The organism is Geodermatophilus sp. SYSU D01106, assembly GCF_054049995.1.
Window position 1 is genome coordinate 60148 of record NZ_JBJGYM010000012.1, and the last position, 21566, is coordinate 81713.

Below are 21566 nucleotides of genomic sequence, written 5' to 3' on the forward strand. Positions count from 1 at the left end.
GGAGGGTGCCACGTCGGGCCGGGCGGGCACATGGCCGACACTGGACGGGTGGACGGCGAGACGAGCGGCCAGGCGACCGAGCACGACGAGCAGGCGGTGACCTTCGCCGACCTCGGGCTGCGCGAGGAGCTGCTGGCGGCGCTGACGCGGCTGGGCTACGAGGAGCCCACGCCGATCCAGCGGGAGGCGGTGCCGCCGATGGCCGCCGGCCGCGACCTCCTCGGCCAGGCGGCCACCGGCACCGGCAAGACCGCCGCCTACGCGCTCCCGGTGCTGCAGCGGCTGCCCGACGAGCGCCCCGGCGGCGACCCGCTGGCCCTGGTCCTCGTGCCCACCCGCGAGCTCGCCATCCAGGTGTCGGAGGCGCTGCACCGCTACGGTCGCGACCTCGGCGCCCGCGTGGTGCCCGTCTACGGCGGCCAGCCGATCCCGCGCCAGCTGCGCGCGCTGGAGGCCGGCGTCGACGTCGTCGTCGCCACCCCCGGCCGGGCGCTGGACCTGCTGCAGCGCGGCAGCCTGCACCTGGGCGGGGTCGCCACCGTGGTGCTCGACGAGGCCGACGAGATGCTCGACATGGGCTTCGCCGAGGACCTCGAGGCGCTGCTCGACGAGGTGCCCGAGGAGCGGCAGACGGTGCTGTTCAGCGCCACCATGCCCCGCCGCCTGGACGCGATGGCCCGCCGCCACCTGCGCGACCCGCTGCGCATCCAGGTGGCCCGCGAGGTGCCCACCGAGGGCGAGGCGCCGCGGGTGCGCCAGACCGCCTTCGTCGTCTCCCGCGCGGCCAAGCCGGCGGCGCTGGGGCGCGTGCTCGACGTCGAGAGCCCGACGGCGGCCATCGTCTTCTGCCGCACCCGCGACGAGGTCGACGACCTCACCGAGACGCTCAACGGCCGCGGCTACCGGGCCGAGGCGCTGCACGGTGGCATGAGCCAGGAGCAGCGCGACCGCGTCATGGGCCGGCTGCGGGGCGGCACCGCCGAGCTCCTGGTCGCCACCGACGTCGCCGCCCGCGGCCTCGACGTCGAGCAGCTCACCCACGTCGTCAACTACGACGTCCCGGCCGCGGCGGAGACCTACGTGCACCGCATCGGCCGCGTGGGCCGGGCCGGGCGCGAGGGCGTGGCGATCACGCTGGTCGAGCCGCGGGCGCACCGGATGCTCAAGACCATCGAGCGCGTCACCGGCGCCCCGATCAAGGTCGAGCGGGTCCCCACCGTCGCCGATCTGCGCGCCCGCCGGCTCGAGCTCACCCGCGCCGCGCTGCGCGAGAGCCTGCTCGGCGACGACCTCGAGCGCTTCCGCGCCGTCGTCGAGACGCTCACCGACGAGTTCGACGTCATGGAGGTGGCGCTCGCGGCGGTCAAGCTCGCCCACGAGGCCACCACCGGCCCGGACGACGACGAGGAGATCCCCGAGGTCACCCTCCGGCCGGAGCGCCCGCAGCGCGACGGCGACCGCGGTCAGGGCCGCGCGCCCAGGTCCCGGTCGGGCGGCTCCGGCGACGGCGTCCGGCTGTTCATCGGCGCCGGCCGCAGCGCCGGCGTGCGGCCCGGCGACCTCGTCGGCGCGATCGCCGGGGAGACCGGCCTGCGCGGCCGCGACGTCGGCGCGATCGAGATCGCCGAGCGCTTCAGCCTGGTCGAGGTGCCCGCCGCCGCGGCCGAGGAGGTCATCGCCGCCCTCAAGGCGAGCTCGGTCAAGGGCAAGAAGGTGACCGTGCGCCGCGACAAGGGCCGCGACTGAGGAGGCGGGCGGTCAGGCCGTGGCGGTCCGCACCAGCCCGACCACCCGCTCCTCCACCGCCGGGCCCCACGCGCGCAGCGCGAACGACACCGGCCACAGGTCGCCGTCGTCCAGGGTCGCGGCGTCGTTGAAGCCGAGGGTCGAGTAGCGGGTGCCGAACTTGCCGGCGTCCTGGAAGAAGACGACGACCTTCCCCTCGGCGTTCGTGTAGGCGGGCATCCCGTACCAGGTCTTCGGCGCCAGGTGCGGGGCGTGCGTGGTGACGACGACGTGCACCCGCTCGGCCAGCGCCCGGTCCTCCGGCGCCATCTCCGCGATCCGGTCGAGGACCGCCGTCAGCCCGTCGGCCTTCTTCGCGCCCTTCCGCCCCTCGGCGCGCAGCTCGGCCGCGCGCTCCCTCATGGCCGCGCGCTCCTCGGCGCTGAAGCCGGTGCTCTCCTCGACGTCGCTTCTGGTCACGTCCCGCTCCCTCTCGTCGTCCGGTGTCCTGGCGACGATCCTGGGGCCCGGCCGGCTCCGGGGGCTTCTCGATTCCTGACCGGTCAGCGGGGGGCCGTACTCGCGGGGTCGTCGGGGACGACGTCGGGCACCCGGTTGGGGCCGGCGTCCAGCGGCCGCGGCCGGTCCTGGCGGTGCAGCCGGACGGCGACCAGCGCGACGTCGTCCTCCGGGCGGCCGTCCACCAGCCGGTCGAGCACCTCGTCGAGCACCTCGTCCAGCGGCCGGCCGGCGAGCTCGCGCAGCGCCTCGCGCAGCCGGGCCATGCCGGCGTCGAGGTCGGCGTCGCGCCGCTCGATGAGCCCGTCGGTGAACAGCAGCACGGTGGCGCCGCGGTCGAGCGTGACCACCGACTCCTCCCGGCGTGCCTCGGGGTCGACGCCGAGCAGCAGGTCGCCGCGCCAGGAGGCCAGCTCGGCCACGCTGCCGTCGGGGTTGATGACCAGCGGCGGCAGGTGCCCGGCGTTGGCCCAGCGCATCCGGGTGACGCCCCGCTCGAGCTCGTCGGCGGTCTGCTCGAAGCGGGCGACGGTGGCGGTCGCCATCACGTGGGTCTGCAGCAGCGCCATGGAGGCGTCCAGGCCGCGCAGCACCTCGCCGGGGCCGGCGTCGCTGTAGGTGGCGATGCCGCGCAGCAGGCCACGCAGCTGGCCCATCGCCGCGGCGGCCTCGGTGTCGTGGCCGACCACGTCGCCGATGACCAGCATCGTGGCGCCGCCGGGCTGCAGGAACGCGTCGTACCAGTCGCCGCCGACCCGCGCCGCCTCGGCCGCCGGCAGGTAGCGGACGGCGATCTCGGCGTGGTCGGGCTCCGGCGGCTCCGTGAGCAGGCTGCGCTGCAGCCCCTCGGCCAGCGCCTGCTGCTGCCCGTAGAGCCGGGCGTTGTCCAGCGCCAGGCCGGCCCGGTCGGCGACGTCCTGGGCGGTGGCGAGGTCCTCCTCCCGCGGGGCCCAGCCCCGGCGGAAGTAGAGGGTCATGACGCCGAGGGTCCGGTCGCGGCCGCGCAGGGGGAGCGCGACGGCGGACTCCGGCGCGAGCGCGGTGAGCAGGTCGCGGGCCTCGCCCTCGGGCAGCAGGTCGACGACCGCGCGGGTGCGCTCCATGACGGCCTCGCCGGTGAGCAGGGCCCGCATGAGCGGCGCGGTGACCGGCATGGCGTCGATCCGGGCGCCTGCGTACCGGTCGACCAGCGGGCGGGCCGCCGGGTCGGCGTGCCAGTGGCCGACGTCGCGGGGGCGGCCGTCGGGGTCGACGACGGTGACGATGCACCAGTCGGCCAGCGCGGGCACGACCAGCCGCGGCAGGTGCGCGGTGGCGGTCTGGGCGTCCAGCGCACCGGCGAGCTCGGCGCTGACCTGGGCGAGCAGCGCCAGCCGCTGCGCGCCCCGCTCGGCGCGGTCCTGCACGCGGCGGCGCTCGGTGACCTCGAGGAAGTACACCGACAGGCCCTCGGGGCTGGGCCACGCGCGGACCTCGTACCAGCCGTGCAGCGGCGCGGGGTAGTGCGCGTCGAACTGCACCGGCTTCCCGGTGCGCACCGCCTCCCGGTAGTGCGTCTCGAAGGCGCCGTCCATGGCCGCCGGGAACGCCGTCCACAGCTCCTGGCCGAGGAGGTCGTCGCGGCCGCGGCCCAGCAGGCGCTCGGCCTCGGCGTTCACGTGGGTGAAGCGCCACTCGCGGTCGAGGGAGTAGAAGCCGGCCGGCATGGCCTCGAGCACGCGGGTGACCCGCAGGCCGGCGGCGCGCTCGGCGGTGGTGTCGTAGGCGGCGCCGAGGACCCGGGCGGCGCCGCCGTCGCCGTCGCGCAGCGTGCGGCCGCGGGCCTGCACCCAGCGCGTCTCGCCGTCGGGCCACACGACGCGGTACTCGGCCTCGTAGTCGCCGAGCGCGGCGATGCTGGCCTGCAGGGCGTCGGTGACGCGCGGCAGGTCGTCGGGGTGCACGCGGTCGTTGAAGGCCTCGATGGTGCCGCCGAAGGACTCCGCGTCGTAGCCGAACATCTCGATGAGCCGGTCGTCCCAGGTGAGCTCGCCGGTGCGCAGGTCCCAGTCGAAGGTGCCGATGCCGGCGGCGTCGATCGCCAGGCCGTAGCGCAGCCGGTCGCCCTCGTAGGCGGTGCGCAGCGCGGCCAGCTCGAGCTCGGTGACGGCGGCGGCGGCGAGCTGGCGCAGGGTGGCGACGTCGGTGTCCGACCACGGCCGCGGCGTCGGGGCGGCCACGCAGACGACGCCGACGACGAAGCCGTCGGAGTCGACCATCGGCGCTCCCAGGTAGGAGCCGACGATGCCCGCCCGCACCTGCGGCAGGTCGGTGGCGCGGGGCTCGGCGTGCACGTCGGGGACGACGACGGGCATGCCCTCGGCGGCCGGGACCGCGCACGCGGTGGCGTCCAGCGGTGCCTCGCGGCCGACCGTGCCCGGGGGCAGCCCGGCGCCGGCGACGATTACCTCGACGTCGTCGAGCAGGGAGATCTGCGCGATGGGGGCGCCGAGCAGCCGGGCGGCGAGCTCGGCCAGCCGGTCGAGGGCGGCGCTGGCGTCCCGCAGGCGGAGCCGGCGCGCCGCGCGCGTGCGGGACCGGTCGGCCTGCAGGACCTCGGCCGCGGCGCGCGTGCTCGCGACCGGCCCCGTGCCGTGGGGCCGGGTCGTGTCGTCCACCGAACCTCTCCGTCCGGCTCGGGGCCGACTCGTACCACCGCGCCTCCGGCCGTGTCTCGGTCCGGGCGCGCGTACATCGTAAGCGCCGCCCGTTGTGGGCAACAGGGCTCACGCGGGGTGCGTCACGTCTCACCCGGCGTGGCGACGCGCGTTCAGGCGGGCGGCAGCACCAGCGTCAGCGCCGTCCCGCCGTCGTGTTCCACGTGCAACCCGGCACGGCGCAGCAGCGCCCGCAGCCGGACGGCGGAGTCCGGCTCGGCGGTGGTGGTGGCCAGCAGCCGCGCCACCCGGCCCTTGTGCGCCTTGTTCGCGTGGCTGACCACGGTGCGGCTGCCGTCGGGTCGCTCGCTGAGGACGTCGACGGTCACCGCGCCGGGCACCGGGGCCAGCGCCTGGTAGGCGCCACTGCGCAGGTCGACGACGAGCTCGCCGCTCGCCGCCAGCACCGGGCCGAGCACCGGCCGCCACAGCGCGCGCAGGGTGGGCAGCCCGGGCAGCGCGGAGCCCGCCGACAGCCGGTACGCGGGGATGGCGTCGCCGGCCCGGACGAGCCCGAACAGCGCCGAGCCGACCGCCAGCCGCCGGTCGGCGCGGGCCCGTTGCGCGCGGGTGAGCGTGCGGATGCCGAGGGCGTCGTAGAGGACGCCGGTGTAGCGCTCGATCGCGGGTTTCGTCGGGCTGGTGCACAGCGCCGCGTTGCGCGCGACCTCGACGTCCTGGGCGGGGGAGAGGCCGAGCGCGGCGCGGGCGGCGGGCGGGTCGGCGGCCAGCCGGACGACCGCGCCGACCAGCCGCTCGCGGACCGGCGTCAGCTCCGGCGTGGACAGCGCGGCCAGGTCCAGCGGGGCGCCGTCGCCGTCGGGCGACTTGGTCTCCGACGGGGGCAGGAGCACGAGCACGAGGGGCCAGGCTACGGAGCGCTCAGGTCCAGTAGAGGAGGCGGGCGCCGGGCAGCCGCTCGGCGACCTCGCGCTCGAACCAGCCGCGCAGCTCGGCCATCGTCTCCCTGGGGTAGACGTGCTTGACCGAGCCGAACCTGCCCCGCTTGGTGGTGCGGCGGGACTCGTCCATGTCGAGCTTGGTGCGCGGGTACCAGTCGAGCAGCGTCTCCTTGCTGCCCGGCGTGAACCGGTGGGTGATGCACTCGACGGTGAGGTCGTGGCCGGCCGGGACGGCGGCGGCGATGCCGTCGAGGAGCTCGGCGTACTGCTCGCGCCAGCCGTCCACCGGCATGATCGGCGCGATGGTGACGCCGACCGGGTAGCCGGCCGCGGCCACCGCCGCGAGCGCGCCGAGCCGGGCGGGCACCTTCGCCGTCGCGCCCTCGAAGCGCCGGTCGACGGCCGTGGCGTTCACCGAGAAGCGCAGCCGGGTGCGGCCGCCGTGGGCGAGGTCGAGCAGGCCCGCGACGTCGTCGAACTTGGTCGTGGCGCGCAGCTGCACGGGGCCGGGCCACGCGTGCGTGCCGAAGTGCTCGACCATGCGGGACAGGCCGCCGGTGAGGTGCTCGATGGCCAGCGGGTCGGTGTAGCAGGACGCCTCGAACGTCGTGCCCTCGCCGCCGCGCTCGAGCGTGCCGGAGGTGACGGTCCCCCGGCCGACGTGGTCGTCGAGGCCCTCGAGCACCTCGTCGAGGTCGGCCCACACGCGGGTGATCGGCGGGCCGGACAGGGAGCCGGCGAGGTAGCAGTACTGGCAGTGCGCGGGGCAGCCCTCGGCCAGGTCGAGGCGGAAGTCCGCCGACGGCGGGATCGGCTGCAGCTTGCGCTTGGACGGCGGCGGGACGACGAGGGCCATCGTGTCCTTGGCGGCCATGAACGCGGCGCGGTCGTCGTCGCCGCGCAGCGACGGGAGCCGGTCGCCGGGGAGCAGCTCGATCGCGTCGACGCCGGCGGCCTCGAGCCGGGACAGCACGCGCCGCCCGTGCGGGCGCTCGGCGGCCGAGCGGGTGACCAGGACGCGCTTCGGCGTCCACAGGCGGGACGGGGCGGGGACGGCGGGCGCGGCGGCGGTGTCGGGCGCGGTGAGGAGGGCTGGCGCGGTCATCACCAGGGAGAACGCCGGGCCGGGGCTCCCGCTGCCCCGGCCCGGCATGACGACGGTCACGGTCAGACGACCGCGGCGAGCCCGCCCAGGCCGCAGTAGACGACGGCGGTGGTCCGCTGCAGCACCGGCCGCCCCGACGCGGGCCGGGCGACCCGGTTCCGCAGCGCCGCAGCGGTGAGCGCGTAGGCGCTGTCGGTCGCCGTCGCCATGACCACGAAGAGCAGGCCGAGGACCAGCACCTGGAGTGCCACCGGCCCGGCGGCCGGGTCGACGAACTGCGGGAGGAAGGCCAGGAAGAACAGCCCGGTCTTCGGGTTGAGCAGGTCGACCAGCACGCCGTCGCGGAACAGCCGCCGGCGGGACGCCGGGGTGGCCGCGGGGCCGGCGCCGGCCGGGCGGCGGCGGGACAGCAGCTGCCGCACGCCCAGCCACAGCAGGTAGGCCGCGCCGCCGTACCTGAGCACCGCGAAGGCCCACTCGGAGGAGGCCAGGACGGCGGTCACGCCGCCCGCGGCGAGCAGCACGTGCAGCAGGGCGCCGGTCTCCAGGCCGAGGACGGACACCAGGCCCGCCGCGCGGCCGTGCTCGACGGCCCGGGCGACGACGTAGACGACCGACGGGCCGGGGACGGCGAGCAGCGCCGCGGTCGACAGCACGTACAGCAGCAGGGTGGCGGAGGCGGGCATGCAGCGGAGGCTGCTCGGCGTGCGTGCGGGCAGCGTGCGTCCCGCGTCAGTGCACCGTGGGGACCGCGTGCGCGCTGCGTGCGAACAGCTCCGGGTCCGCGCCGAGGGCCCGCAGGGCCGCGCGGGCGGCGGCGCGGTGGGCGGCCGCGGCGCCGGGGCGGCCGGCGGTCTCGGCGAGCTCGGCGAGACGGGCGTCGGTGGTGCCCCAGACGGCACCGCCGGCCCCGAGGACGACGGTGCGCCCGGCCAGCGGCTCCAGCAGCCGGTACAGGTGCGCGGCCCGCTCGCGGTCACCGAGCGCCGTGACGGCCATCGCGAGGAAGACGAGGCCGGGGAGCAGGACGGCGTCCACGGGCAGCCGCTCCTCGGGCGGCCACAGCGCGTCGACCTCCGCCTGCGCCTCGTCCGTCCGGCCGGCCACGGCGAGCGCGTAGGCGGCGGCGCCGCCCCAGGCCGGCAGCGCGGGGTAGGCGCGGGCGAAGCCGAGCAGTGGGTCGGCCATCGCGGCGAGGCCGCCGGCCAGGGAGGCCAGCGTCAGCGCGTGCACCCCGCCGAACTGCACCGCGTCCGCGCCGCCGCGCAGCTCGGCGAAGGTCCGCACGTGCTCGGCGGACGCCTGCGCGTCGGCGAGCCGGCCCTCCAGCAGCGCGCGCATCGTCGTGAAGACGGCGACGTACATCAGCTCGTAGGGCATCCGCAGCCGGCCCGCCTCCTCGGCGTGCCGGGCGGTCTCCGGCCACACCTCCTCGATGCGCCCGGCCTCCAGCAGTGCGACCACCCGCCAGCGCCGGGCGACCGCGGCCGTCTCGGGGGCGTCCTCCCGCCGGGCGACGTCGAGCAGCTCGTCGGCCAGCGCGATCCGCTCGGCCACCCCGTGCGGGTGCCAGGTCGCCCACAGGCGGGCCTCCAGGGCGGCGGCCAGCACCGGGCCCTCGCCGAGGCCGCGGGCGGCGTCGAGGGCCGCGGCGGTGAGCTCCTGCACGCGCTCGGGGCGGCGCGCGAAGGACAGGGCCACCGCCAGCCGCGCCTGCAGCCGCGCGCGCAGCGCCGGCCGGTCGGGCGGGACGACGGCGAGGGCGTCCTCCAGCAGGCCGATGACCTCGGCGTCGACGGTGCCGAAGCCCTGCCAGGAGGGGCCGGCGAGCCCGAGGGCCGCGGTACCGAGCCAGGCGGGGTCGCCGACGGCGCGGGCGGCCTCGGCGGCCTCGGTGAACGTCTCCCGCGCCGCGGCGGTGTCGGCGGCGCGGGACAGCGCCTCGCCCAGTTCGAGCAGCAGGGGGCCGAGCCGGTGCGGGTCGGCGCCCAGGACGGCGGTGACGGCGTCGACGGTCCGCCGCAGCACGGCGGCGGCCTCTGCGTAGGCGGCCTGGGCCACGGCCTCGGCGGCGGCCTGCCGGGCATAGCCGACCGCGCGGTCGACCGAGGCGGGGTCGCCGGCACCGAGGAGGTGGTGGGCGATCTCGGCGGCACCGGCCGCACCGCGTCGCTCCAGCGCGTCGGCCACGCGGGCGTGCAGCCGGGCGCGCCGGGTGCGCGAGAGCCCGTCGGAGAGGGCGGAGCGGACCAGCGCGTGCGGGAAGGACCAGCGGCCGATGCCCTGCTCGGTCAGCAGGCCGGACGCGGTGGCGGCGTCCAGTGCGTCGACGAGGTGGTCCGGGGCCCAGGTCCCGACGGCCTCCAGGGTCCCGAGGTCGACGTCGCGGCCCACGACCGAGGCGAGCGTCAGCACGTCCTGGGCCACCGGGTCCAGCCGCCGCAGCCGGCGCTGCAGCAGCTCCCGCACGCCGTCGGGCACGTCGAACCCGCCGGCCGGCGGCAGCGGCGCGCTGTCGGGCGTGGTCGGCAGGTTGCGCAGGATCTCGCGCACGAAGAACGGGTTGCCCTCGGTCTCGGCGTGCAGCGCCCGCACGAACCGCGACCAGTCGCTGCCGCCGCGGTGCCGGCGGGCCAGCCGGCCGACGTCGGCCTCGCTCAGCCCGGCGAGGTCCACCTCGGTGAGCCGCCGTTCCCGGCGTTCCTGGGTCAGCAGCGCCGGGAGCAGCGCCTCCTCGCCGGCCTCCTCCGGGCGGGCCGTCACCAGCACGGCGCAGGCCGTCTCCTGCGAGGTGCGCAGCACGTGGCGCAGGAGCAGCAGGGTGGAGCGGTCGGCCCAGTGGACGTCCTCCAGGACCAGCAGCACCGGCGCCCGGGCGGCCAGGCCGGCCAGCAACCGGGCGACGGCCTCGAAGAGCCGCCAGCGCTCGGTGTCGGCGTCCTCGGTGACCTCCGGTCCCTGCCGCCCCCGCCGCAGCCGCGGGAACAGCCGCACCAGCCCGCCCCCGCCGTCGTCGACGACCCGGGCGGCGGCGCGGTCGTCGAGTCCGTCGACCACCGGCCCGAGGGCCTCGACCCACGCGCAGTAGGGGACGATCGACTCCTCGTCGCAGCGGCCGTGCAGCACCGTCCAGCCCTCGGCGACGGCCTCGCGGGCGGTGACGGCGGCCAGCGCGGTCTTGCCGATGCCGGCCTCCCCGCGCACCAGCACCATCGCCGGCAGCGGGGCGCGGCGGGCGGCGCGCACGGCGGCCAGCGGCCCGTCCCGCCCGACGAACTCCGCCGGCGCGAGGTCGCCCAGCGCCGGGGCGGTCGGCCCGGAGACGGCGTCGTCACCGGCCGGGGCGGCCCGCGCGCGGCGCAGGCCGTCGAGCAGCGCCGCGGTCTCGCGGTCCGGCGGCACACCCAGCTCCCGCTGCAGCCGCTCGGCCAGCGCCCGGCCGGCATCCAGGGCGGCCGCCCGGTCGCCGGCAGCGGCCAGCAGCCGGACGAGCTCGCGGCCGGCCTGCTCCGACAGTGGGTCCGCGCGCACCCGGCGGGCGGCCAGCTCCGCGGCCTCCCGCAGCCGCCCGGCCGCCTCGTGACCGGCCGCGGCCTCGGCCAGGACCTGCAGCAGGGACCGGGCGTGCTCGGCGCGGACCTCCTCGGCCCACTCCGCCTCCAGCCCGGGCAGCAGCGTGCCGCGGTCCCACGCCAGCGCCTCGGCCCAGCGCCCGGCGTCCGCGGCGGCCCGGAACCCGCGGAGGTCGACCCGGACGGCGGCCGGGTCGAGGCCCACGTCGTCGCGGCCGGCTCGCACCACGGCGGCGTGCGGCCCGAGCCCGCGCCGCAGCTCGGCGAGCGCGCCGCGCAGACCGGTCCGGGCGCCGGCCTCGGGGACGTCCGGCCACATCCGCGCGGCCAGCAGCCCGCGGGAGCAGCGCCCGGGAGTGACGGCCAGCAGCGCCAGGAGCTCACGGGCCCGGCGGCTCCCCGGCGGCTCCAGCGGCTCGCCGGCGTGCTCCAGTGCGAGTCCGCCGAGGACGCGCACCACCAGCACGGCGGGACGATAGCGCCGTCCCGGCCGCCTGGGGAGACGTCTGCGCAGGTCAGCGGGGACAGGAGGCCGGCGCCCGCCCGTTAGGCTGCGCGACCGTGCCGCTGTTCTCCTTCGAGGGCCGATCGCCGCAGGTGCACCCCGACGCGTGGGTGGCGCCGACGGCCACGCTGGTGGGCGACGTCGTCGTCGAGGCGGGTGCCTCCATCTGGTACGGGGCGGTGCTGCGCGCCGACTTCGGCGCGATCGTCGTCCGCGCCGGCGCCAACGTGCAGGACAACTCCGTGCTGCACGGCGGCGACGACCCGGTCACCGAGGTCGGCCCCGGCGCGACCGTCGGGCACGTGTGCGTCGTCCACGGCTCGGTGATCGGTGCCGAGGCGCTGATCGGCAACGGGACGACCGTGCAGGACGGCGCCCGCATCGGACGGCGGTCGCTGATCGGCGCCGGCAGCCTCGTGCCGCCGGGCATGGTCGTGCCCGACGAGGTGCTCGCCTTCGGTGCCCCCGCCAAGGTGCGCGGCCCGCTCACCGAGGGCGCCGCGGTGTGGGTCGACGGCAACCCGTCGATCTACCAGGAGCTCGCCCGCCGGCACGCGGCGACGGTGGAGCGCCTGCCCGATCCCGGCGTCTGACCCCTCGGGGTGACGACGGCCACACCGCCCGGCCCCACCCTGTGCGCCATGGCGACCTACTGGGCGGTGACGGCACTGCGGCGCAGGCACGGTCGACGGGCGGCGGGAGCGCTGCGCGACCAGCTGGACCGCTGCCTGGCGGACGCCGGTGACGACGGCGAGCCGGACGGGGCGGGGCTGCGGGTGTCCGCGCCCCGGCGCGAGCGCGACACCCGGGGCCGGGTGTGGTGGTGCTACGAGGCGTCGGTGACGACGTCGCCGCCCCCGGCGCCGGAGGCCGCCGGGACACCCGCGCCGCGGGCCGCCGGGGCCGTGCCCGCCGCGGGGTGACCGGCCGTCGTGCCACGGGCACCCGCTCCCCGACGGGCTACCGGGGCTCCCGGGACCCGTCCCGGGGTGCGGGGACGACCGGCAGGTCCCCGGTGTAGACGACCTGGTCCGCCACGTCTCGCAGCTTGACGTTGCTCCGCTGGCTGACCTGGCGCAGGCGGGTGAAGGCCTCGTCCTCGTGGACGCGGTACCGGCTCATGACGATGCCCACGGCCATCGCGATCCGGCGGTTGCTCAGGAGGGCCCGTTCGAGGTCGTCCGCGCGCGAGACGGCCGCGGCGAGCTCCTCGCGGAGCCGGACCACGTCGGTCGCCGCGTCACCCCCGCCGCACACGGAAGCAGTTTACAGAGTAAACCGGCGACGTCGCGCCTCACCGCCACTCCGGGAGATCGGCCCGAGCCGGGGCAGCTCGCCCGACGGTCGGCCGACCTACTGGTCGGACAGCTCGACGACCACCGGCGCGTGGTCGCTGGCGCCCTTGCCCTTGCGCTCCTCGCGGTCGATGAGCGCGGCGGTGACCCGGCCGGCCAGCGCGGGGGAGCAGAGCTGGAAGTCGATCCGCATGCCCTCGCGGCGCGGGAAGCGCAGCTGCGTGTAGTCCCAGTACGTGTAGACGCCGGGACCGGGCGCCAGCGGGCGGACGACGTCGGCGTAGCCGGTCTCGACGACGGCGCGGAACGCGGCCCGCTCGGGCTCGGAGACGTGCGTGGAGTGCGAGAACACCGACATGTCCCAGACGTCGTCGTCCTGCGGGGCGATGTTCCAGTCGCCGACCAGCGCCACCTGCGCCGCGGGATCGGCGGCCAGCCAGCCGCCCGCCGCGGTGCGCAGCGCCGAGAGCCACTCGAGCTTGTAGTCGTAGTGCGGGTCGCCGAGCTGGCGGCCGTTGGGCACGTAGAGGCTCCACACCCGCACCCCGTCGCAGGTGGCGCCGACGGCACGCGCCTCGGCGGCGGGCTCGGCGCCCTCCTTGGTCGCCCAGGTGGGCATGCCGGGGAACCCGGCCTCGACGTCGGCCAGCCCCACCCGGGACACGACGGCGACGCCGTTCCACTGCGAGTGGCCGACGTGCGCGACCTCGTAGCCGAGCTCGCGGAACCGCTCCTCGGGGAACTGGTCGTCGCGGCACTTGGTCTCCTGCAGCGCCAGGACGTCGACGTCGCGGCGCTGCAGCCAGGCGGCCACCCGGTCGACGCGGGTGCGGATCGAGTTCACGTTCCAGGTGGCCAGTCGCACGGCACCCGAGCCTAGGAGACAGCGCCGACACCCTCTCCCCGGTGGTGACCGTCACGGGCGGCCCCCGGCCGGATACCGCCCGTGACCTGGGGAGACGCATCTCACGTCCGATCGGGTGCGCGGTCGGTCCGCGGGGTACGGAACCGGCGTGACCGCCTCCAGGCAGTGGGATCATGACCGGGTGACCGGAACCCGGACGAGCCGAGCTCAGGAGAGCGGACACGTCCCGTCCCGGGTGCGTGCGTGACCGACGACCAGGACCTCACCCGCCCGATCGGTGAGGCCCCCGAACTGCCGCCCGTCCCCGCGGGCCGCTCCGCCACCGCGAGCGGGCACGCGGCGCGGCACGGGCGTCGCGAGTCCCGGTCGATGGCCTCCGTCCTCGGGCTCACGGCCCTCAACGCCGCCCTCCCCGGCACCGCCTTCCTGGCCTCGGGACGGCGCCGCATCGGCGCGGCCGTGCTCCTCGTGGCCCTGCTGCTCGTCGGCGGGGCCGTCTGGCTGGCCACCGCGGGCCGGCGCAGCGCGGTGCAGCTCGCCGTCGACTCCACCGGGCTCGTCTGGCTGATCGCCGGCATCGCCGTGCTCGCCGTCGCCTGGGTCGCGGTCATCGTCACCGGCTACCGGTCGCTGCTGCCGCGCCGCAGCAGCCGCCCCCGGCACCTGCTCGGCGGGCTGCTCGTCGCCGCGCTCGTCGCGGCCGTCGCCTACCCGGCCTACCGGGTCGGCACCGTGGCCGCCGCCCAGCGCGGGCTGCTCGAGGGCGTCTTCGCCGAGGACCGCGAGTCGGCCACCGTCGTCGACACCCCGGATCCCTTCGGCGACCAGGAGCGGGTCAACGTGCTGCTCTTGGGCGGCGACGGCGGTGAGGGCCGGGAGGGCGTGCGCACCGACACGGTCATCGTCGCGAGCATCGAGACCGAGACCGGCGAGACGACGCTGTTCAGCCTCCCCCGCAACCTCGAGGACCTGCCCTTCCCGGCCGACAGCCCGCTGGCCGGGATCTACCCGGAGGGCTTCGAGTCCGGCAACGAGAGCGAGAGCCTGCTCAACGCCGTCTACCGCAACGGCCCGGCCGACCACCCCGACGTCCTCGGCCCGACCGACGACCCCGGCGCCGACTTCCTCAAGCTCGGCGTCGGCGAGGCCCTCGGCCTGCCCATCGACTACTTCGTGCTGGTCAACCTCGACGGCTTCAGCCGGCTGGTCGACGCGCTCGGCGGGATCACCGTCAATGTCAACTACTACGTGCCGATCAACGGCGAGCCGACGCTCGGCATCCTGCCCGACGGCTACATCGCGCCGGGGCCGGACCAGACGATGAACGGCGAGACGGCGCTGCACTTCGCCCGCGGGCGGTTCGGCCTCACGGACTACGACCGGATGGCCCGCCAGCGCTGCACCATCGACGCGATCATCGACGCCGCCGACCCGATCACCCTGCTCGAGCAGTACCAGGAGCTGGCGGCGACGACGCAGGACATCGTCAGCACCGACATCCCGCGCTCGGCGCTGGACGACTTCGTCGACCTGGCCTTCCTGGTCAAGGACGCCGAGGTGCGCAGCGTCGTGTTCGACACCAGCCTGATCGACCCGGCGTACCCCGACTTCCCGAAGATGCGCCAGATCGTCCAGGACACCCTCGCCGGCACGGCGACGTCGACCCCGGCGCCGGCGCCCGCCCCGGGCACCAGCGCCTCGGGCGCCGAGGTGCCCAACGGGTCGCCGCCGCAGCCGGTCGAGGGCGCGGCACCGGCCTCCGACATCGCCGACGCCTGTGCCTACGACCCGGCCCAGGCACAGGCCGCGCTCGCGGCCGGCGAGCCCCCCACCCGCCGCGGCTGAGCGCCGCGGCGGGCTGACCGCTCAGGCCGCGGGCACGCTCGCGATCTGGATCAGGTTGCCGCAGGTGTCGTCGAAGACGGCGGTGGTCACCGGGCCCATGGCCAGCGGCTCCTGGGTGAACCGGACGCCGAGCGCCCGGAGCCGCTCGGCCTCGGCGTGCACGTCGTCGACGGTGAACGAGGTGAACGGGATGCCGTCGGCGACCAGCGCCTCCTTGAACGGCGGCACCGCCGGGTGGGCGCCGGGCTCCAGGACCAGCTCGACACCGTCGGGCGCGTCCGGCGAGACGACGGTCAGCCAGCGGTGCTCACCGAGGGGGACCTCGGTCTTCTTCACGAAGCCCAGCACCTCCGTGTAGAAGCGCAGCGCCTTCTCCTGGTCGTCGACCAGGACGCTGGTCAGGGTGATCCGCACGGGCCCTCCTCGGGGTCGATGCGCCATCGCTCGGTGATGGCGCGCAGCGGCGAGGTGTCCAGGGAGTGGAAGGTGTAGCGCCCCTCCCGCCGCCGCCGGACCAGCCCCGCCTGCTCGAGCACGTCGAGGTGCTGGGAGACGGCCTGACGCGACGAGGAGACGCCCCGGTGCAGCAGCCGGGTGCACAGCTCGAACAACGTCTGGCCGTCCCGGTCCTGCAGCTCGTCGAGCAGCGCGCGGCGGGTCGGGTCGGCGAGGGCCTTGAACACGTCGCCCACGCCCGGACCATACGCAAGTGAGCGCTTGCCTGTCGAGACCTCGCGCACACCGGTGGCGGCGTCTGGTTGGCTCGGGGAGGCCGCGGCGGGCGCCCGGCCGGAGCGGAGGCGACATGACAGGGGCACCGCGGGGCAGTGACGGTCGCGGCGCCGGCCACGGTGGCGGCCGGGACGGCGGCCGGGTGGCCGGGCGCGAGCGGCTCGTGGCGCTGCTGGTGCTCGGCATCGGCGCCGTGCTGCTGCTGACGTCGGTCACCTGGTTCGGCAGCGGCCGGTCCGGCGTGGGCGCGGGGCAGCTGGTCCTCGCCGCCGGACTGCTGGTCGCGGGCGCCGTGCTGCTGCGGCGGTCGCGCGCCCGCTGAACCGGATCGCCCGTTTGCGACGGCCGCGTGACCGGCACCACACTCCCGGGGGACGCAGGGTCCGACGACGGGAGACGCGCGTGAAGATGAGCAAGCAGGAGCTCGTGAAGGTGCTGCGGGCCGAGGGCGACAACGACCGGGCCGACGCCGTCGACGCGCAGCTGCCCGACGAGATCGACACCGACGCCCACGCCGACGCGCTCGAGGCGGCCGGCCTGGACCGCTCGACGCTGCAGGCCAAGCTCGCCGGCGGCGCGATCGGCGGCAACCTGCAGATCTAGCCGGACGACGACGGGCCCGGCACCTCCGCGAGGTGCCGGGCCCGTCGCGTGCGGGGCCTAGCCCACCCAGGGGCGCTCGCGCGCGAGCTCCTCCTTGGCCACGCCGCGGATGTGCACCGCGTCGGGGCCGTCGACGATCCGCAGCGTGCGGGCGCTGGCGTAGAAGCGGGCGAGCACCGTGTCGTTGCTGACGCCGGCGCCGCCGTGCACCTGGATGGCGCGGTCGATGACGTCGAGCGCGACCTGCGGCGCGGCCACCTTGATCGCCGAGATCTCGGTGCGCGCGCCCTTCGCGCCGAAGCGGTCGATGAGGTCCGCCGTCTTGAGCACGTACAGGCGGGCCTGGTCGATCTCGATGCGCGAGCGCGCGATGGCGTCACGCACGGTGCCCTGGTCGGCCAGCGGGCGGCCGAACGCGACCCGCTGCTTGGACCGCTCGACCATGAGCATCAGCGCCCGCTCGGCCATGCCGATGGCGCGCATGCAGTGGTGGATGCGGCCGGGGCCGAGCCGGGCCTGGGCGATCATGAACCCGTCGCCCTCGCCGGCCAGGACGTTGGTGACCGGCACCCGGACGTCGGTGAAGCGCAGCTCGGAGTGGCCGTGCTGGTCCTGGTACCCGAACACCGGCAGGTGCCGGACGATCTCCAGGCCCGGGGTGTCGCGGGGCACCAGCACCATCGACTGCTGCCGGTGCGGCGGGCCGTCGGGGTCGGTCTTGCCCATGACGATGAAGATCTGGCAGCGCTCGTCGGCGGCGCCGGTGGTCCACCACTTGCGGCCGTTGATCACGTACTCGTCGCCGTCGCGGACGATCGACGTCTGGATGTTGCGCGCGTCGGAGGAGGCGACGTCCGGCTCGGTCATGGCGAAGCCGGAGCGGATCTCGCCCTCCAGCAGCGGGTCGAGCCAGCGCTGCTTCTGCTCGGGCGTCCCGAACAGCATCAGCGTCTCCATGTTGCCCGTGTCGGGGGCGCCGCAGTTGATCGCCTCGGGCGCGATGGTGGGCGACCAGCCGCTGATCTCGGCGACCGACGCGTACTCGAGGTTCGTCAGCCCCGCGAGCTCGTGGTGGAAGAGGTTCCACAGGCCCCGGGAGCGGGCCTCCTTCTTGAGGTCCTCGAGGACCGGCGGGTGACCGTGGTCGTCGTGGCCGCGCTCGGCGCGCCACGCGTCGTAGACGGGTTCGGCGGGGAAGACCTGCTCACGCATGAAGTCCCACATCCGGCCGCAGACGTCCTCGGCTCGGGCGGAGAGGGCGAAGTCCATGCGTCGGAAGGTAGACCGCGGCGGACGGGTCGTCGCGCCGGGGTGCGGCTCCCCTGCGGCGTCCTCTCGGGGGCCGGACGCAGCGGAGCCGGCCCCCCGCGGACGGGGGACCGGCTCGTGTGAGGTGCTGCAACGGCCCTCCCGCAGGGTCCCGCCGCGAGCGTGCGAGCGGTGGGGGGCAGGAGGGCCCTCCGACTAGGCGCGCGTGGGGCGGGCGACCGTGTTGTTCACGGGCCCGAGGGCGATCACCAGGCCGATGACGGCGGTGGCGATGTGCAGCACGTTGTCGGCGGCGTTGATGTTCAGGAAGTCCCAGTCCTGGCCGGCGGCGATGAGGCCGTAGACGAAGGCCGCGCCGTAGCCGACCGCGAGCAGCCAGCCGTAGGTGCGGGCGCCGGCCAGCGTGCGGGACAGGACGATGCCCGCCAGGCCGATGACGATGTGCACGATGTTGTGCAGCGGGTTGATCATGAAGAAGAGCAGCATGTCGTCGTTGCCGTCGGCCGTGCGGTTGCTGACGAACCCGTCGAAGCCGGTGATGAAGAAGCCGACGATGCCGACGAGCAGGTAGACGACGCCGAAGGCCAGTGCCAGCATCTGCGGCCAGGTCATGCCCGGCCGGGCTCCGGTGTTGCCTGTGGTAGCCATCGTGTGCGTTCCTCCGTGTCCGTGGTGCGCCCGCCGTCGCGGCGGGCGCCTGGGGTGGCTACCCCCGGTGGGCAGCCCGGAACGCCGGACCCCCGTTCGGGGGACCGCCGATGCCGGATCGTTGCCGGGGGCGGCGTGCACACGGGGTTCGCAGCCGATGGCGATCCGGTTCGCCCCTCCCCCGGCCGGGGAGGGGCGGACCGCTGTGGGGACTACTCGGGGCGGGGCGTGCGCACCGGACGGCGGACGACGAACGGGCCGATGGCCAGCAGGTCGACCGGCGCGGAGCCGAAGCACTCGAGGGCGTCGCGGGGGTCGTCGACCATCGGGCGCCCGGCGGTGTTGAGGCTGGTGTTGACGACGACCGGCAGGCCCGTGCGCCGCTCGAACGCGGCGATCATCCGGTGCACCAGCGGCTCGGTGTCCGGGTCGATCGTCTGGATGCGCGCCGTGCCGTCGACGTGGGTGACCGTGGGGATGCGGTCCCGCCACTCGGGGGCGACGTCGTGCACGAAGAGCATGTACGGCGAGGGGATCGGGCCCCGGCTGAAGATCTCCGGCGCCCTCTCCAGCAGCACCATGGGCGCCACGGGGCGGAACTGCTCGCGGCCCTTGACGTCGTTCATCCGCTCGAGGTTGGCCTCGAAGCCGGGGTGGGCCAGCAGCGAGCGGTGGCCGAGCGCCCGCGGGCCGTACTCGCTGCGGCCCTGGAACCAGGCGACGATCCCGTTGTCGGCGAGCACCTCGGCCACGGCCTCGGCGACGTCGTCGGGACGCTCGTAGTCGATGGCGGCGGTCTGCAGCCAGCGCTCGATCTCGTCGTCGCTCCAGCCGCGGCCCAGGGCCGCGCCCGGCATCGGCTCGGTGCGCTCGCCGAGCTCGGCGGCCACGTGCAGGGCGGCGCCGAGGGCGGTGCCGGCGTCGCCGGCGGCCGGCTGCACCCACACGTGCTCGAACGGGCTCTCGGCGAGGATCCGGGTGTTGGCCACGCAGTTGAGCGCGGTGCCGCCGGCCATCGTGAGGGTCGTCGAGCCGGTCTGCTCGTGCACCCAGCGGGCGAGGTCGACCAGCACCTCCTCCAGCCGCGTCTGCACGCTGGCGGCGAGGTCGGCGTGGTCCTCGGTCCACTGCTCGTCCCGCCCGAGGCGGGGGGCGAACTCGGAGAAGTCGATCCGCTCGGTGCGGAAGCCGCCGTCGCCGGTGGCGCGGATGAGCTCGGACAGCTCGCCGAGGAAGCGCGGCTTGCCGTAGGAGGCCATCGCCATGACCTTGAACTCGTCGGAGCTGCGCAGGAAGCCCAGGTGGTCGGTGAGCTCCTCGTACATGAGGCCCAGCGAGTGGGGGAGCGACTGCCCGGCCAGCACCTCGAGCTGCCCGTCGACGTAGCGGCCGGCGAGGTGGCTGTGCGCCTCGCCGCGGCCGTCGAGCACCAGGACGGCGTTGTCGCGCTGCGGGGCGGCCTTGCCGGCCGAGGCGGCGTGCGCGACGTGGTGCTTGACGAAGCGGACCTTCGCGGGGTCCAGCCCGGGGAGGGCGTGCGCGAGGAAGTCCGGCGCCATCTCGGCGTACTTCTTCCGCATCGTGTCGCCGTCGTCGAACAGCCCGGAGTCCTCCGGCGTGCCCATGAGCGCGGGGTCGAAGGAGTAGGCGACGGCGTCGAGCTCCTCGGGGCGGATGCCGGCCTCCTTCAGGCACCACGCCGCCGACAGCTCGGGCAGCTCCCAGGCGCTCCACGGCAGCGGGCGCTTGCCGTGCTTGCGCCGGCTGAAGCGCTCCTCCTCGGCCGCGGCCACGACCCTGCCGTCGACGACGAGCGCCGCCGCGGGGTCGTGGTAGATGGCGTTGATGCCGAGGACCTTCACGTGCGCTCTCCTCCCGCACCGGGCGACGTGCCCGGCTCTCTGCGGCTGATCTTCGGCGCGCGGCGGCGGTCCCGCAGGGCGAGCGGGCCGGGGGAGCCCGGTCGGGCGACCTAGACGCAGGACCCCGCGGGGGGCGCGGCGCTGGCGAACCGGCCGGCGGCGAGCCGGTGGAGGGTGCGCACGAGGTGCTCGCGGTCAGCAGCGGGGAGGTCGGCGAGCAGCTCGTCCTCGACCCGCGTGAGCTCGGGCTCGACGGCGGCCAGCCACTCGCGGCCGGCGTCGGTGATCTCGGCCAGCCGGACGCGGCGGTCGTGCGCCGACGGGCGGCGCACCGCCCAGCCGGCGCGCTCGAGCGCGTCCAGGGCGGAGGTGACCGTCGTCTTGTCCAGGCCCGCGGACGAGCCGAGCGCGAGCTGGGTGGCCGGCGGGCAGGCGGCCAGCAGCCGCAGGACGACGACGCTGCGCAGGCTGCCGCCGTGCACGCGGGCGACGTGGTCCATCGCGCCGACCAGGCCGCTGCCCACGCGCTGCACCAGCCAGGTCAGGTCGCCGGACAGGGCCGAGTGCACGGACGCGGGGCTCGCGTCGTCCTCGGTCGCGGTCACGCCCTCCACGGTACCGAGGCGGCCAAGGACACGTCCGCCCTGAGAACTTCTTGACACAGAACATCTCACAGCGGAACGTATGGGAGCCCCGCCGGCAGCGCCGCCACCCGGGGACGCCCCCGCACCTCCTCCCTGGGAGACCGCCGTGACCCTGTTCCGCCTGGACGCCACCATCCGCCCCGAGGGCTCCGCCAGCCGCGAGATCGCCGACGTCGTCGAGGCCGAGTGGCGGCAGTCCCACCCCGGCGACGACGTCGTCCGCCGGCACGTCGGCCTCGACCCGCTGCCCTCCGGCGCGTGGGCCGCCGCCGTCTCGGGCGCCCAGACCCCGGAGGAGCTGCGCAGCCCCGAGCAGCGCGCCGCGGTCGCGCTGAGCGCCGCGCTCGTCGATGAGCTCACGGGCGCCGACGCCGTGCTGCTCGCGGTCCCGCTCTACAACTTCGGCGTCTCGCAGCACGTGAAGGCGTGGATGGACCTGGTCATCGCCGACCCGCGCGCCGCCGGCGGCTCCGCGCCGCTGCTGGCCGGCACGCCCACCGTGCTGGCCACCGTCCGCGGCGGGGCCTACGGCGCCGGCACCCCGCGCGAGGGCTGGGACCACTCCACCGCCTACCTGCGGCGGATCCTGGCCGACGTCTGGGGCGCCGACCTGACCGTCGTCGAGCGTGAGTTCACGCTGGTCGGCGTCAACCCGGCGCTGGACGCGTTCACCGACACCGCCGCCGAGATGCACGTGGCGGCCCTGAGCGCCGCCCGCGAGGCCGGCCGGGCGCTGGGCGCGCTGCCGGTCGGCTGACGTCCCGGGCGCCGGCGTCCTC

General features: G+C 76.2%; 21 protein-coding genes. 7 read left to right on the top strand and 14 right to left on the bottom strand.

Features of this window, described 5'->3' with window-relative positions:
* The first annotated feature begins 48 nt into the window (after nt 1-48).
* Nucleotides 49-1746 carry a DEAD/DEAH box helicase gene (locus ACI78R_RS14115; RefSeq protein ID WP_457041174.1) on the top strand — a complete coding sequence of 566 codons (1698 nt, stop codon included), beginning with the start codon at nt 49-51 and terminating at the stop codon, nt 1744-1746.
* 12 nt (nt 1747-1758) lie between these two features.
* Here ACI78R_RS14115 and ACI78R_RS14120 read toward each other — a convergent pair whose 3' ends face one another.
* The 6 genes from ACI78R_RS14120 to ACI78R_RS14145 form a co-directional block, all read right to left on the bottom strand.
* Nucleotides 1759-2205, bottom strand: a complete 447-nt coding sequence (locus tag ACI78R_RS14120) for an iron chaperone (protein WP_457041175.1) — start codon at nt 2203-2205, stop codon at nt 1759-1761.
* An 83-nt stretch (nt 2206-2288) separates the two neighbouring features.
* Nucleotides 2289-4901, bottom strand: coding sequence for a SpoIIE family protein phosphatase (locus ACI78R_RS14125; RefSeq protein ID WP_457041176.1), 2613 nt, complete (start codon nt 4899-4901; stop codon nt 2289-2291).
* A gap of 152 nt (nt 4902-5053) precedes the next feature.
* Nucleotides 5054-5800 carry a peroxide stress protein YaaA gene (yaaA, locus tag ACI78R_RS14130; protein ID WP_457041177.1) on the bottom strand — a complete coding sequence of 249 codons (747 nt, stop codon included), beginning with the start codon at nt 5798-5800 and terminating at the stop codon, nt 5054-5056.
* Nucleotides 5801-5822: 22 nt separating this feature from the next.
* Entirely contained in the window at nt 5823-7007 is a 1185-nt protein-coding gene (locus tag ACI78R_RS14135; RefSeq protein ID WP_457041178.1) for a spore photoproduct lyase family protein, read from the bottom strand.
* A 2-nt stretch (nt 7008-7009) separates the two neighbouring features.
* Nucleotides 7010-7633 (bottom strand): LysE family translocator, encoded by a 624-nt coding sequence (locus ACI78R_RS14140; protein WP_457041179.1) that lies wholly within the window; start codon nt 7631-7633, stop codon nt 7010-7012.
* Between the two features lie 46 nt (nt 7634-7679).
* A complete protein-coding gene (locus ACI78R_RS14145; protein WP_457041180.1) occupies nt 7680-10985 on the bottom strand; it encodes an ATP-binding protein in 3306 nt (1101 codons plus the stop codon).
* Between the two features lie 95 nt (nt 10986-11080).
* Here ACI78R_RS14145 and ACI78R_RS14150 point away from each other — a divergent pair, with 95 nt between their 5' ends.
* Both ACI78R_RS14150 and ACI78R_RS14155 read left to right on the top strand, forming a co-directional pair.
* Nucleotides 11081-11617 (top strand): gamma carbonic anhydrase family protein, encoded by a 537-nt coding sequence (locus tag ACI78R_RS14150; protein ID WP_073422678.1) that lies wholly within the window; start codon nt 11081-11083, stop codon nt 11615-11617.
* Between the two features lie 48 nt (nt 11618-11665).
* A complete protein-coding gene (locus ACI78R_RS14155; RefSeq protein ID WP_457041181.1) occupies nt 11666-11947 on the top strand; it encodes a hypothetical protein in 282 nt (93 codons plus the stop codon).
* Between the two features lie 37 nt (nt 11948-11984).
* Here ACI78R_RS14155 and ACI78R_RS14160 read toward each other — a convergent pair whose 3' ends face one another.
* On the bottom strand, nt 11985-12281 hold the full coding sequence (locus ACI78R_RS14160; RefSeq protein ID WP_073422676.1) for an ANTAR domain-containing protein: 297 nt from the start codon (nt 12279-12281) through the stop codon (nt 11985-11987).
* Between the two features lie 96 nt (nt 12282-12377).
* Entirely contained in the window at nt 12378-13184 is an 807-nt protein-coding gene (locus tag ACI78R_RS14165; protein WP_457041182.1) for an exodeoxyribonuclease III, read from the bottom strand.
* A gap of 243 nt (nt 13185-13427) precedes the next feature.
* Here ACI78R_RS14165 and ACI78R_RS14170 point away from each other — a divergent pair, with 243 nt between their 5' ends.
* Entirely contained in the window at nt 13428-15029 is a 1602-nt protein-coding gene (locus tag ACI78R_RS14170; protein ID WP_457041183.1) for an LCP family protein, read from the top strand.
* 21 nt (nt 15030-15050) lie between these two features.
* Here the strand turns inward: ACI78R_RS14170 and ACI78R_RS14175 are convergent, their stop codons facing one another.
* Nucleotides 15051-15443 (bottom strand): VOC family protein, encoded by a 393-nt coding sequence (locus tag ACI78R_RS14175; protein ID WP_073422674.1) that lies wholly within the window; start codon nt 15441-15443, stop codon nt 15051-15053.
* On the bottom strand, nt 15428-15721 hold the full coding sequence (locus ACI78R_RS14180; protein ID WP_073422673.1) for an ArsR/SmtB family transcription factor: 294 nt from the start codon (nt 15719-15721) through the stop codon (nt 15428-15430). Before ACI78R_RS14180 ends, ACI78R_RS14175 begins: the two co-directional genes overlap by 16 nt.
* A gap of 113 nt (nt 15722-15834) precedes the next feature.
* On the opposite strand from ACI78R_RS14180, the gene ACI78R_RS14185 reads away from it, so the two are divergent.
* Nucleotides 15835-16083 carry a hypothetical protein gene (locus ACI78R_RS14185; RefSeq protein ID WP_457041184.1) on the top strand — a complete coding sequence of 83 codons (249 nt, stop codon included), beginning with the start codon at nt 15835-15837 and terminating at the stop codon, nt 16081-16083.
* A gap of 86 nt (nt 16084-16169) precedes the next feature.
* The gene (locus ACI78R_RS14190) at nt 16170-16364 is read left to right on the top strand and encodes a hypothetical protein (RefSeq protein ID WP_245794889.1); all 195 of its coding nucleotides are present in this window, start codon (nt 16170-16172) and stop codon (nt 16362-16364) included.
* A 57-nt stretch (nt 16365-16421) separates the two neighbouring features.
* Here ACI78R_RS14190 and ACI78R_RS14195 read toward each other — a convergent pair whose 3' ends face one another.
* The 4 genes from ACI78R_RS14195 to ACI78R_RS14210 form a co-directional block, all read right to left on the bottom strand.
* The gene (locus tag ACI78R_RS14195; RefSeq protein WP_073422671.1) at nt 16422-17633 is read right to left on the bottom strand and encodes an acyl-CoA dehydrogenase family protein; all 1212 of its coding nucleotides are present in this window, start codon (nt 17631-17633) and stop codon (nt 16422-16424) included.
* Nucleotides 17634-17828: 195 nt separating this feature from the next.
* Complete coding sequence (locus ACI78R_RS14200) at nt 17829-18245, bottom strand: DUF4383 domain-containing protein (RefSeq protein WP_245794884.1); 417 nt, start codon at nt 18243-18245, stop codon at nt 17829-17831.
* A gap of 248 nt (nt 18246-18493) precedes the next feature.
* A complete protein-coding gene (locus ACI78R_RS14205) occupies nt 18494-20143 on the bottom strand; it encodes a carbamoyltransferase family protein (protein ID WP_457041185.1) in 1650 nt (549 codons plus the stop codon).
* A 110-nt stretch (nt 20144-20253) separates the two neighbouring features.
* On the bottom strand, nt 20254-20748 hold the full coding sequence (locus ACI78R_RS14210) for a MarR family winged helix-turn-helix transcriptional regulator (protein ID WP_217651356.1): 495 nt from the start codon (nt 20746-20748) through the stop codon (nt 20254-20256).
* Between the two features lie 145 nt (nt 20749-20893).
* Between ACI78R_RS14210 and ACI78R_RS14215 the strand changes: the two genes are divergently transcribed.
* The gene (locus ACI78R_RS14215) at nt 20894-21544 is read left to right on the top strand and encodes an FMN-dependent NADH-azoreductase (RefSeq protein WP_073422668.1); all 651 of its coding nucleotides are present in this window, start codon (nt 20894-20896) and stop codon (nt 21542-21544) included.
* Nucleotides 21545-21566 lie beyond the last annotated feature (22 nt).